We start from the raw sequence: 12,404 nt of genomic DNA, 5'->3' as shown, positions 1-12,404 counted from the left end.
ATAAGACAGTATTTGGTTCGCAGGAAGAACTCTGTCAACAAATATTGACAGCGCGCTGGAAAATTGGGCGCCGGGGCGTAAAGTTATACGATCGGCGCCTGTTTTTTAGCTAACTTTCGCGCGGAGATTTGTTTTTTTGTAAGGTCTCTTTCACCTGACCAATCAGTTGACGGCGAAAATCGCCCAGTCGTGGCTTATCATCATCGATCCACGGCAGCGGTCGGCAAAGTTCCATAGCTTTAATGCCCAGACGCGCCGTTAACAACCCCGCGCCAATGCCCTGTGCGGCACGCGTTGATAAGCGGGCGGCTAAATCCTGCGACATCCAGTCCATCCCTACTTCCCGCACCAGCTCACTGGCCCCGGCAAAAGCGATATTCAGCAGCACCAGGCGGAACAGACGCAGACGGCTGTAATAACCAAGTTCAATGCCATACAGCGATGCAATGCGATTAATCAGCCGTAGATTTCGCCAGGCGATAAACGCCATATCCACCAGCGCCAATGGGCTGACGGCAATCATCAGCGTGGACTCTGCCGCAGAACGGCTAATCTCACGCCGGGCTTGCGCATCCAGTACCGGCTGCACAAGATGGGCATACAGACTGACCACCTCGCGATCGTTCTGCGTTTCATGAATTGAGGCATACCAACGCTGCAATGCTGGATGCGACTGATCGATACCCGCCTGCTGCGCCAGTTTTTCACAAAATGCACGACCTTTTCCGGTTCCATGGCTGTGGAGCAAATCTCGCGCTTCATCACGTTCGTGCGCGCGCTGACGCAATCGCCACAATCTGCGCCACTCGGTCGCCACCGATCCGACACCTGCACCGATAATCAATGCGCCTGCGGCACATCCTCCCAGCGCGACCCAGTTCTGAGTCTGCCAGGCGTTCATGGTCCACTGCACACCCTGAGCAACAACGCTCACGCCAAACAGCGCCAGCCCGCCCATCACCATCTTGCGCCACAGACTGCGTTTGGGGCGTAAGGCCGCATCAATGACGGCCTCCGCCTGACCTTCGTCTTCCAGGGGTTCATCCACTTTCGCCGGAGAAAAAGTCTGCGCCTCCGTTTCGTTGAACATTTGCTGTGCTTTAAACGCCGTGTTTTGTTCCACGTCCAGCGGACCTGAGAAATCGATACGCGGTTTTAACGGCTCGCTCATCGCAATTTATCTCCTATTAAAAACTCCAGCGCGGCATCGAGGCGGATATGTGGTAAGGGTTTATCGACATCCATAACCTGCGGGCGAAACGCCTCAAACTGAAAGCCCTGGCTGTCCCAAAATGCCTGCCCAGGTAAACGCGCGGGCACTTCCCCCGGATAGACTGTCAGCGGTTCGCCATCGCTCAGACGATTACCACGCAACGCCGGGATCTTTTCACCTTTCACATCGATCAAGCCGCTGGTGGTTGCCTGCACCGATGCCAGCCCCAGACAATCCATGCTGATACCTTCGAACGCAGCGTTTTGCCATGCGTCCTGGATCAACTGCTGCAATAACGACACCATATTGGCGTGCTGATCCACCGTGACGTGGTCGGCTTTGGTGGCGGCAAACAGCAGCTTGTCGATCACTGGAGAAAATAGCCGACGAAACAGCGTACGCTGCCCGTAATGGAAGCTTTGCATCAACTGAGTAAGCGCCAGGCGCATGTCGTTGAACGCCTGTGGCCCGCTGTTGAGCGGCTGCAGGCAATCGACCAGCACAATCTGGCGATCAAAGCGCAGGAAGTGATTCTTATAAAACCCTTTGACGACCTTTTCGCAGTAATAATTGAATCTTTCGCGCAACATGCCCGCGTTGGTGTGTTTGTCAGCCTGCGCCAGCTTTGATTCCCCCCAGGCATCGACATCCGGCCACGGGAAGAATTGCAGCGCAGGCGCGCCCCCCATATCCCCGGGCAGGACAAAACGGCCCGGTTGAATAAAATGTAGGCCCTGCTGTTTACACTGATGCAGATACTCCGTCCAGGCGGCAGCAATTTCCGCCAGACGGTTTTCATCAGCAGGCGCCAACGGATCCAGCCCCTGGCATAACTGCCGCCATTTTGCCGACCATTCGCCCCGCTGCCCCTGCAATAATCCGGTCATTTGCCGCGACCAGCTCAGATAATCCTGGGCAAGCATCGGTAAATCGAGCAGCCACTCCCCCGGATAATCGACGATCTCCAGGTACAGCGTGGAGGTGTCTTTAAAGTGGCGCAGTAAAGAGTCATTGGATTTATAGCGTAGCGCCAGACGTATTTCACTCACGCCGCGCGTAGGGGTCGGCCAGGTCGGCGGAGAGCCGTACAGCTGAGCCAGTCCCTCATCATAGGTAAAGCGCGGAATGCCAAAATCGCGTTGAGGAACCCGTTTCACGCCGAGCAAACGCTCTTCGCGCACGCAGCTGAGCAACGGCAGACGCGCACCGGCATGAATATTGAGTAACTGATTTACCATCGCGGTGATAAACGCCGTCTTACCGCTGCGGCTAAGTCCGGTGACAGCCAGGCGTAAATGCCGGTCTACGCCGCGATTAACCAGCGAATTGAGTTCATTTTTAAGTCGCTTCATCGCCATCCCGTTTTGCTGAAGGAACCGAAGAAATTATAACAAACAGGAAGTAAAGATAGGGGTCAATTCTTACTTATCAACTACCTGGGCGGTTCCTGGCGGCATTATTCTTACCGCCAGGAGCAGAAGAACTGCGTACGGATTATTTATTCTCTACTTTAGGAAGCGAGATCTGGTTGATGCCACCTTCATTCGTCACCTGCGTATAGCCCATTTCAGTCAACATATCCTTCGCTTGTCCCGATTGACGCCCGGAGTTGCAGTACAGCTTCACAGTGTCGTTCTTATCAGGAACTTCAGCTGCAATACGTGCCTTCATCTCTTTTAACGGAATATTGACGGCCCCCTGAATATGCTGCTGTTGATACTGTTCAGGAATGCGAACATCGATCCAATGTTCCGCAGCATAAACCGGCATGCCGATGACCAGAGCCAACGCTAATACACCTTTTTTCAACATAATATCTTCCTGACTGATAGTTGGATTTACCTCTACACTATACGCCAGTTCTTAAGAAAATATTGCGACCGCATTATCACCGTCTGCAGGCGCGGACGATTGTTCCTCAGGTTACCCATGCTGCAGTTAGCCTGTTGATTTTTCTACCCGCATTTGATGTTCCTACCCAACAATTAGGTGAGCAAAGCTGTAATTTATTATTTAATCTGATGGCAGGTGAGAAAGGATTACAGAATATCACTATAGGAACACAAATATTGCTGACCGACTTCCTGATATAAAACCTGGGTAGTAATGCCCTGCGAAATAGATTTTTTAGTTCACCTTCAATACCCGTGGTAACGACCCAAAAGAATTTTGACAGCCCCAAAATTATATTTGTGAGCTGCCGCAAATTAACTGAGGGAATGTTGATTAATTGTTGCTTGCTTTTGCTGATTCAAATATCAGGGTTGATTACCTGAATAACGTTTCGACAATTTTGCCGCAGCCCGACTCAACACCGGTTCCAGAACCAACGCCAGCAGCATTTTTAGCGGGCGTCGGGCGACGGACTTCACCGCCCACCCTGCTACACCCGCCGGGCCGTAGCGCAGCGCGGTCAGAAGCACCAGCTTACCTGCTATTTTAAAGCCCGGCTTAACCCTTTGCCCGGCACGTTGCCAGCGATTGTTCATTTCTATCCTCACAATTGACGGAAGCGACTACGTAAGGAAAAAGTATCGGACGTCACATAACGCTCCATTTCACGTAAACGCTTTTCACTAGCCGCCAGCTCGCGATCGACGGCATCCAACAGCTCACCGCTTGATGGCTGCTGCTCGCCGGAAACCACATTGTCCGGCATCGGATCCAACACAAACGTCAGCACGATGTAGGCGACGAAGGTGAAAAAGGCCAGGCCAAAAAAGACTGACAACACCACCAGGATCCGTACCAGCTTCACAGGCACATCGAGATAATGCGCAATACCTGCGCAAACCCCCTTCACCATGCCCTGCTGCGGAATACGCCACAGTTTTTTGTTCAGGTTAACGCCTCCCATTAGCGGTCCCTCCAGTTTGGATGTTCAGCATCGAGGATGTCTTCCAGCGCCTGAATGCGCTCGCGCATCCGCTGTGCGTCATCGTTGAGTTCAACCAGGCGTTGCTGTTCACTTTGCGACAGTTCGCCACGGCTGGAACGGTTGCTGTAATGCAGCCAGAGCCAAATCGGTAAAACGAACAACACAAAGATGGTTAACGGGATGGCCAGAAATAGCGCGCTCATGAGTACTCCTTACAGGTGATGAGCGGCGGCGCGTTCGGGCGCCGCCAGATGTTATTATTGCTTGTCTTGCTGCATTTTGGCTTTAAGTTGCGCCAGCTGCTCGCTGATTTCATCATCTGCTTTCAGGTCAGCAAATTGCTGATCCAGAGACTTCTGTTTACCGAAGTTATGGCTTTCAGCCTCGGCTTCCATCTGATCGATACGACGCTCGAAAGATTCAAAGCGCGCCATCGCTTCATCGAGTTTACCGCTGTCCAGTTGACGACGAACATCACGCGAAGAACTCGCTGCCTGATGACGCAGCATCAACGCCTGCTGACGAGCACGGGTTTCACTGAGTTTATTTTCCAGCTCACCGATCTCTTTTTTCATACGCGCCAGCGTATCGTCAACCAGCGTCACCTCATGCTCCAGAGAGGCAATTAAATCGGTCAGTTTCTGCTTTTCAATTAACGCAGAACGCGCCAAATCTTCTTTCTCTTTACGCAGCGCAAGTTCTGCTTTTTCTTGCCACTCTGCCTGTTGGGCACTGGCCTGTTCGATACGGCGAGATAATTGTTTCTTTTCTGCCAGCGCACGCGCTGAGTTAGAACGTACCTCAACCAGCGTGTCTTCCATTTCCTGGATCATCAACCGTACCAGTTTCTGCGGATCTTCAGCCTTTTCCAGCAACGCATTAATGTTGGCGTTCACGATGTCGGCAAAACGAGAAAAAATACCCATAATGTAATCCTCACTTACTGTTCTGATATCGGGCTATGCCCTGCTGCTTTCATTATGCACTTGGCGTGCCAACTTTTTATGCAATTGATTTTATTGTAATTATATAATTTTACCTGCCAGGCTAATTAGCGTAAATTGGTGAATAACACTAACAAATGGTGAATTTCATCATGGCTGGATACAAAGATAATCTTCTGGGTGAAGCGAACAGCTTTATTGAAGTGCTGGAGCAGGTTTCTCATCTGGCACCGCTGGATAAACCTGTACTGGTTATAGGTGAGCGCGGGACCGGGAAAGAACTTATTGCCAACCGCCTGCACTACCTCTCCACCCGCTGGCAAGGCCCGTTTATTTCGCTTAACTGCGCGGCGCTAAACGAAAATTTGCTTGATTCCGAACTGTTTGGTCACGAAGCGGGTGCCTTTACCGGTGCGCAAAAACGCCATCCGGGACGTTTCGAACGCGCCGACGGCGGTACGCTGTTTCTCGATGAACTGGCAACCGCCCCGATGTTGGTACAGGAAAAATTACTGCGGGTTATTGAATATGGCGAGCTGGAGCGCGTTGGTGGCAGCCAGCCGTTGCAAGTTAACGTACGACTTGTTTGTGCGACCAATGCCGACTTACCTCGCATGGTCAGCGAAGGCACTTTCCGCGCGGACCTGCTGGATCGCCTGGCCTTTGACGTGGTGCAACTCCCACCGTTACGCGAGCGTCAAAGTGACATTATGTTAATGGCCGAACATTTTGCCATTCAGATGTGCCGCGAGATCGGGTTACCTCTGTTTCCGGGTTTTAGTGCCGAGGCCAGAGAAACGCTTCTCCACTACCGTTGGCCGGGCAATATTCGTGAACTGAAAAACGTCGTGGAGCGATCCGTTTACCGGCATGGAACCAGTGATTACCCGCTGGATGAGATAATCATTGACCCCTTCCGCCGCCAAACTACGCAGCCGCAGGCGCCGGAAACTAAACCGATGTCTGTAGGGTTACCGCTGGATCTGCGTGAATTCCAGCAGCAGCAAGAGAAAGACTTTCTACAAACCAGCTTACAGCAGGCAAAATTTAACCAGAAAAAAGCCGCTGAATTACTGGGTCTGACTTACCATCAGCTTCGCGCTTTGCTGAAAAAACACCAGATTTAAAGCACATTTGCAGATGTCATATTGGCGGATTTGACGCATAACCTCATCAGGGTTTACCATGACGCCATTACTGTACAAAAAAACAGGTACAAATATGGCTCTGGCACTCGTTGGCGAAAAAATTGACAGAAACCGTTTCACCGGTGAGAAAATTGAAAATAGTACATTTTTTAACTGTGATTTTTCAGGTGCCGACCTAAGTGGTACTGAATTTATCGGCTGTCAGTTCTATGATCGTGAAAGCCAGAAAGGGTGCAATTTTAGTCGTGCAATGCTGAAAGATGCCATTTTTAAAAGCTGTGATTTATCCATGGCGGATTTTCGCAATGCCAGTGCGCTGGGCATTGAAATTCGCCACTGCCGCGCACAAGGCGCAGATTTCCGCGGCGCAAGCTTTATGAATATGATCACTACACGCACCTGGTTTTGCAGCGCATATATCACTAACACAAATCTAAGCTACGCCAATTTTTCGAAAGTCGTGCTGGAAAAGTGTGAGCTGTGGGAAAACCGTTGGATGGGTGCCCAGGTACTGGGCGCGACGTTCAGTGGTTCAGATCTCTCCGGCGGCGAGTTTTCGACTTTCGACTGGCGAGCAGCAAACTTCACACATTGCGATCTGACCAATTCGGAGTTGGGTGACTTAGATATTCGGGGCGTTGATTTACAAGGCGTTAAGTTGGACAACTACCAGGCATCGTTGCTCATGGAACGTCTTGGCATCGCGATTATTGGCTAGTCTTCAGGGAGCGGTGAATATTCCGCCCCCTGCACTGCTTTTTACCCCTCAGGCATCGCTGAAGAGTGGTGTGTGGAAATTTTCCACTCTTTACCGTCCCATGCATAAGTGAATGTGTAGCGGGCTGAAACCGTTGATTTGTCCGCGAAGGTAAATGTGTAGGTACCGGTGTCTATCGCCTTATTACACCCCAGGCGAATGGTACGCATGTCAATTTTCCCGGTCGGCTTTTTCGCAAGAAAATGCTCGAAATAATCAACACGCTCAGCGTCCGTTAAACGCGCTTTATTGGATACAGTAGGCAGCAATACCGCATCGCTAAGATAATTTTCAGATACCGTCTGCGCGTTACCTGTTTTCAATGACTCGTTCCACTTATCAAATAGCGCTTCGATTTGCGCTTTATTCACCTTCACACAGTCTGGAGTCGACGCAGCAAAAACGGCTCCAGGCAATAGGGCAAGTGAAACAACAAGGCTCAGTAATTTATTCATACAATTCATTCCATTAGAGGTTATATGGCAACAGAAAACCGTTCATAACCAGGATCAAAGCCAAAATGCATTTAATAACCAATGGAAATCATCACCATAAATGGGTGAGAAGATTAAGATGCCATGAAGAAAAAATGGAATTAACATATTGAAATAATTATAGATACTTTAGCTATTACAACTCACATAACGTGTACTACTTCCTGAATGATTATAGTTCAGCATTGATAGTGACACTCTAAATGCTCGCTCCACACTTCGTTATCAATGCCATACTCCATCTTCCGAGTACACACTGATATCAATCAGTAAACAACGACAGGAACGCCCCCACGTTTATAGCAAGTCAGATGGGCCATGAAAATGCTAAGATAGTTAACAGAGTAGATTCAAAGTAGATAGCAGGTATGAATTTTGACCATGTCGCGATGTTGAACTCGCGCTTATCGAGCCTGTTACTCCCAAAAACAAACGGTAATGGCAAATGTCATTAAGTATTAGTAAGATAGCCTCTTTATATAATCCATTAAAATTATGCGCCTGGTTTTATCATCTCTGATCGTGATGGCTGGATTTCTGAGTGGTCAGGCTGCTGCTGCGCCTGAGCAAGCTCCGCACGCTGATATCCGTGACAGTGGGTTTGTCTATTGCGTCAGCGGGCAGGTCAATACGTTCAACCCACAAAAAACGAGCAGCGGTCTCATCGTCGACACGTTAGCGGCCCAATTGTATGACCGACTGCTTGATGTAGATCCCTACACCTATCGGCTGGTGCCTGAGCTGGCTGAAAGCTGGGAAGTGCTGGATAACGGCGCAACCTACCGTTTCCATCTGCGTCGTGACGTTCAGTTTCAGAAGACTGCCTGGTTCACCCCCACCCGCAAACTAAATGCGGACGATGTGGTGTTTACCTTCGAGCGCATCTTTGATCGCCACCATCCGTGGCACAATGTGAACGGTAGCAGTTTCCCCTACTTCGACAGCCTGCAGTTTGCCGATAACGTCCAAAGCGTGCGCAAACTGGACAACAACACCGTTGAATTCCGCTTAACGCAACCGGATGCCTCCTTTATGTGGCACCTTGCCACACACTATGCCTCGGTAATGTCGGCCGAATATGCCGCTAATCTGGCAAAACAGGATCGCCAGGAGTTGCTCGACAGACAACCCGTCGGCACAGGCCCGTACCAGCTTTCGGAGAATCGTGCCGGCCAATATATTCGGTTGCAGCGACATGAAAAATTCTGGCGTGGTACCCCCCTGATGCCGCAGGTCGTAGTGGATCTCGGCTCTGGTGGAACCGGACGCTTATCGAAATTACTCACTGGCGAGTGCGACGTCCTGGCCTGGCCTGCCGCCAGCCAGCTCAGCATATTGCGTGATGACCCTCGCCTGCGCCTGACGCTGCGCCCGGGGATGAACATTGCCTATCTGGCGTTCAACACCAATAAACCGCCGTTGAATAACCCTGCCGTGCGGCATGCGCTGGCGCTGGCCATTAACAACCAGCGCTTAATGCAGTCTATCTACTACGGGACGGCAGAAACCGCGGCATCTATTTTGCCTCGCGCCTCGTGGGCTTATGATAACGAAGCTAAAATTACAGAATACAACCCGGCAAAATCGCGCGAGCAGCTAAAAGCGCTGGGGCTGGAGAATCTGACATTACAACTTTGGGTCCCTACCAGCTCTCAGGCCTGGAACCCCAGTCCGCTGAAAACCGCCGAGTTGATTCAGGCAGATATGGCTCAGGTGGGTGTGAAAGTGAAGATCATCCCTGTAGAAGGTCGTTTTCAGGAGGCGAGATTAATGGATATGAACCATGATCTGACGTTATCCGGCTGGGCGACGGACAGTAACGATCCTGACAGTTTTTTCCGGCCGTTGCTCAGCTGTGCCGCCATCAATTCGCAGACCAACTTTGCCCACTGGTGTAATCCGCAGTTTGACAGCATTCTGCGCAAGGCCCTCTCTTCGCAGCAGCTTTCATCGCGAATAGATGCCTATGACGAAGCGCAAAATATTCTTGCACAAGAGTTACCTATTCTGCCGTTGGCCTCTTCACTGCGTCTACAGGCTTATCGCTACGACATCAAAGGATTGGTGCTCAGTCCATTCGGTAATGCCTCTTTTGCCGGCGTGTCCAGGGAAAAGAAAGATGAGGTGAAAAAACCATGATTATCTTCACCTTGCGTCGATTTTTATTGCTACTGGTAACCCTGTTCTTCCTGACCTTTATTGGCTTCAGCCTGAGCTACTTCACGCCTCATGCGCCGTTGCAGGGTGCATCGCTGTGGAACGCCTGGGTATTCTGGTTCAATGGTCTCATCCACTGGGATTTCGGCGTATCCAGTATTAACGGTCAGTTGATCTCAGAGCAGCTGAAAGAGGTGTTCCCGGCCACAATGGAACTGTGCATTCTTGCCTTTGGTTTTGCACTAATGGTTGGGATCCCCGTTGGTATGCTGGCCGGTATCACGCGGAACAAATGGCAGGACCGCTGCATCAGCGCATTGGCTCTGATGGGGTTTTCTATCCCCGTTTTTTGGCTGGCGCTGCTGCTAACATTGCTCTTCTCACTGACCCTCGGCTGGTTACCCGTTTCCGGGCGTTTTGATCTTCTCTACGAGGTGAAACCTGTTACCGGTTTTGCCATTATTGATGCGTGGATCTCCGACTCGCCCTGGCGCGATGAAATGCTGGTCAGCGCTATCCGTCATATGGTGCTCCCGGTGCTGACGCTCTCCGTTGCGCCCACCACCGAAGTCATCCGCCTGATGCGTATCAGCACCATTGAGGTCTTTGACCAGAACTACGTCAAAGCGGCGGCCACACGCGGTTTGTCACGATTAACGATTCTGCGTCGTCACGTCCTGCACAACGCCCTTCCGCCGGTGATCCCGCGTCTGGGCTTACAGTTTTCCACCATGCTGACGCTGGCGATGATCACCGAGATGGTCTTTAGCTGGCCAGGTCTTGGCCGTTGGCTGATTAACGCGATTCGCCAGCAGGATTACGCGGCGATTTCAGCGGGCGTGATGGTGATTGGTTCCCTGGTTATCATCGTTAACGTCATCTCTGATATTTTGGGTGCTATGGCTAACCCTCTGAAACATAAGGAATGGTATGCCTTACGATAGCGTCTATAGCGAAAAACGCCCGCCGGGTACGTTGCGCACCGCATGGCGCAATTTCTATGGTGATGCGACTGCGATGATCGGCCTGTACGGCTGTGCGGGACTGGCTATTCTGTGTATTTTTGGTGGTTGGTTTGCCCCTTACGGCATCGATCAGCAATTTCTCGGCTATCAGCTTTTACCGCCGTCATGGTCGCGCTATGGCGAAGTCTCATTCTTCCTCGGGACTGACGATCTGGGACGTGACGTTTTAAGTCGTCTGCTCAGCGGCGCGGCCCCGACCGTTGGCGGCGCGTTTGTCGTTACTCTTGCCGCCACGCTGTGTGGCCTGGTATTGGGCGTAGTTGCCGGTGCGACGCACGGATTGCGCTCTGCGGTGCTGAACCACATTCTGGACACCCTACTGTCGATCCCTTCTCTGCTGCTGGCGATTATTGTGGTGGCCTTTGCCGGGCCGCATCTGACACACGCCATGTTTGCCGTCTGGCTGGCGCTGCTGCCGCGCATGGTGCGCTCCGTTTACAGCATGGTGCATGACGAGCTGGAGAAAGAGTACGTCATTGCTGCTCGCCTGGACGGTGCAACCACACTGAATATTCTGTGGTTCGCCGTTCTGCCCAATATCACCGCTGGCCTTATTACTGAAATCACCCGCGCACTGTCGATGGCGATTCTGGATATCGCCGCGCTGGGTTTTCTCGACCTTGGCGCACAGCTGCCGTCCCCGGAATGGGGAGCCATGCTCGGCGACGCGCTGGAGCTGATTTATGTCGCACCGTGGACGGTGATGCTGCCAGGCGCGGCAATTATGATAAGCGTGTTGCTGGTTAACCTACTGGGTGACGGCGTGCGCCGCGCAATTATTGCGGGGGTGGAGTAATGCCATTACTGGATATCCGCAACCTAACCATTGAATTCAGGACCGGTGACGACTGGGTAAAGGCTGTTGATCGTGTCAGCATGACATTGAATGAGGGTGAAATCCGCGGGCTCGTCGGCGAATCTGGATCCGGCAAGAGTCTGATCGCTAAGGCCATTTGCGGTGTCGCTAAAGATAACTGGCGCGTAACCGCAGACCGTATGCGTTTTGATGATATCGATCTGCTACGCCTTTCCGCGCGTGAACGACGCAAACTGGTCGGTCATAACGTCTCCATGATCTTTCAGGAGCCGCAGTCATGTCTCGATCCGTCCGAGCGTATTGGACGTCAACTGATGCAAAATATTCCGGCATGGACCTACAAAGGTCGCTGGTGGCAGCGCATCGGTTGGCGCAAACGCCGTGCGATTGAACTCTTGCACCGCGTCGGGATAAAAGACCATAAAGATGCCATGCGCAGCTTCCCATATGAGCTGACCGATGGCGAATGCCAGAAGGTCATGATCGCTATTGCATTAGCGAATCAGCCGCGTTTGCTGATTGCCGATGAACCAACGAACGCAATGGAGCCAACCACCCAGGCGCAAATTTTCCGTCTGCTAACCCGTCTGAATCAAAACAGCAATACCACCATTTTGTTGATAAGCCATGACCTGCAAATGCTCAGCCAGTGGGCTGACAAAATCAACGTGATGTACTGCGGACAAACGGTCGAAACCGCGCCAAGTAAAGATTTGGTCACCATTCCACATCATCCTTATACTCAAGCGTTGATTCGCGCTATTCCTGATTTTGGTAGCGCAATGCCGCACAAAAGCCGCCTGAATACCATGCCAGGAGCTATTCCATTGCTGGAACAATTACCCATCGGCTGTCGTCTGGGGCCACGCTGCCCTTATGCACAACGCGAATGTATTGAAACCCCAAGACTGACCGGAGCAAAGAATCATCTCTACGCCTGTCATTTCCCGCTGAACATGGAGAGAGAGTGA

The 12,404-nt window shown here is 51.5% G+C and carries 14 protein-coding genes and 1 pseudogene; 7 read left to right on the top strand and 8 right to left on the bottom strand.

What is annotated here, in order from left to right; genetic code table 11:
• Nucleotides 1-109: 109 nt before the first annotated feature.
• The 3 genes from OGY72_RS11745 to pspE all read right to left on the bottom strand — a co-directional run bounded on the left by OGY72_RS11745 (nt 110) and on the right by pspE (nt 3,025).
• Nucleotides 110-1,171: a YcjF family protein gene (locus OGY72_RS11745; protein WP_126317909.1), complete on the bottom strand. Its 1,062-nt coding sequence runs from the start codon at nt 1,169-1,171 to the stop codon at nt 110-112.
• A complete protein-coding gene (locus OGY72_RS11740; protein WP_279275918.1) occupies nt 1,168-2,565 on the bottom strand; it encodes a YcjX family GTP-binding protein in 1,398 nt (465 codons plus the stop codon). Before OGY72_RS11740 ends, OGY72_RS11745 begins: the two co-directional genes overlap by 4 nt.
• A gap of 142 nt (nt 2,566-2,707) precedes the next feature.
• Complete coding sequence (pspE, locus tag OGY72_RS11735; RefSeq protein ID WP_004201265.1) at nt 2,708-3,025, bottom strand: thiosulfate sulfurtransferase PspE; 318 nt, start codon at nt 3,023-3,025, stop codon at nt 2,708-2,710.
• A 155-nt stretch (nt 3,026-3,180) separates the two neighbouring features.
• Between pspE and OGY72_RS11730 the strand changes: the two are divergent.
• Nucleotides 3,181-3,306, top strand: a pseudogene (locus OGY72_RS11730) (LacI family DNA-binding transcriptional regulator); the annotation flags it as partial.
• 165 nt (nt 3,307-3,471) lie between these two features.
• Here OGY72_RS11730 and pspD read toward each other — a convergent pair.
• Genes pspD through pspA form a run of 4 tightly spaced genes read right to left on the bottom strand, consistent with a single transcriptional unit; the run spans nt 3,472 to nt 5,017 of the window.
• Entirely contained in the window at nt 3,472-3,702 is a 231-nt protein-coding gene (gene pspD, locus OGY72_RS11725) for a phage shock protein PspD (protein WP_003833267.1), read from the bottom strand.
• A gap of 8 nt (nt 3,703-3,710) precedes the next feature.
• On the bottom strand, nt 3,711-4,070 hold the full coding sequence (gene pspC, locus OGY72_RS11720; protein WP_003020497.1) for an envelope stress response membrane protein PspC: 360 nt from the start codon (nt 4,068-4,070) through the stop codon (nt 3,711-3,713).
• Complete coding sequence (gene pspB / locus OGY72_RS11715) at nt 4,070-4,294, bottom strand: envelope stress response membrane protein PspB (RefSeq protein ID WP_003020509.1); 225 nt, start codon at nt 4,292-4,294, stop codon at nt 4,070-4,072. The genes pspC and pspB overlap by 1 nt, the downstream gene beginning before the upstream one ends.
• 54 nt (nt 4,295-4,348) lie before the next feature.
• Nucleotides 4,349-5,017, bottom strand: a complete 669-nt coding sequence (pspA, locus tag OGY72_RS11710; protein WP_003020532.1) for a phage shock protein PspA — start codon at nt 5,015-5,017, stop codon at nt 4,349-4,351.
• Between the two features lie 155 nt (nt 5,018-5,172).
• Between pspA and pspF the strand changes: the two genes are divergently transcribed.
• Nucleotides 5,173-6,162: a phage shock protein operon transcriptional activator gene (gene pspF / locus OGY72_RS11705; protein WP_166465577.1), complete on the top strand. Its 990-nt coding sequence runs from the start codon at nt 5,173-5,175 to the stop codon at nt 6,160-6,162.
• Nucleotides 6,163-6,256: 94 nt separating this feature from the next.
• Nucleotides 6,257-6,901 (top strand): quinolone resistance pentapeptide repeat protein QnrB9, encoded by a 645-nt coding sequence (locus OGY72_RS11700; RefSeq protein ID WP_004201260.1) that lies wholly within the window; start codon nt 6,257-6,259, stop codon nt 6,899-6,901.
• A gap of 41 nt (nt 6,902-6,942) precedes the next feature.
• On the opposite strand, the gene OGY72_RS11695 is transcribed toward OGY72_RS11700, so the two are convergent.
• Nucleotides 6,943-7,395, bottom strand: a complete 453-nt coding sequence (locus OGY72_RS11695; protein ID WP_003833285.1) for an SgcJ/EcaC family oxidoreductase — start codon at nt 7,393-7,395, stop codon at nt 6,943-6,945.
• Between the two features lie 534 nt (nt 7,396-7,929).
• On the opposite strand from OGY72_RS11695, the gene sapA reads away from it, so the two are divergent.
• Genes sapA through sapD form a run of 4 tightly spaced genes read left to right on the top strand, consistent with a single transcriptional unit; the run spans nt 7,930 to nt 12,404 of the window.
• Nucleotides 7,930-9,573, top strand: coding sequence for an ABC transporter substrate-binding protein SapA (gene sapA, locus OGY72_RS11690; protein WP_003833288.1), 1,644 nt, complete (start codon nt 7,930-7,932; stop codon nt 9,571-9,573).
• Nucleotides 9,570-10,535 carry a peptide ABC transporter permease SapB gene (sapB, locus tag OGY72_RS11685; protein ID WP_003020545.1) on the top strand — a complete coding sequence of 322 codons (966 nt, stop codon included), beginning with the start codon at nt 9,570-9,572 and terminating at the stop codon, nt 10,533-10,535. Before sapA ends, sapB begins: the two co-directional genes overlap by 4 nt.
• The gene (gene sapC / locus OGY72_RS11680; protein WP_003833291.1) at nt 10,522-11,412 is read left to right on the top strand and encodes a peptide ABC transporter permease SapC; all 891 of its coding nucleotides are present in this window, start codon (nt 10,522-10,524) and stop codon (nt 11,410-11,412) included. Before sapB ends, sapC begins: the two co-directional genes overlap by 14 nt.
• Nucleotides 11,412-12,404 (top strand): peptide ABC transporter ATP-binding protein SapD, encoded by a 993-nt coding sequence (gene sapD / locus OGY72_RS11675; protein WP_003020556.1) that lies wholly within the window; start codon nt 11,412-11,414, stop codon nt 12,402-12,404. Before sapC ends, sapD begins: the two co-directional genes overlap by 1 nt.

It is taken from the genome of Citrobacter sp. Cpo221 (assembly GCF_030332345.1).
In the GTDB taxonomy this organism is placed as follows: Bacteria; Pseudomonadota; Gammaproteobacteria; order Enterobacterales; family Enterobacteriaceae; genus Citrobacter; species Citrobacter portucalensis.
This window is presented reverse-complemented; position numbering and strand designations above follow the sequence as displayed.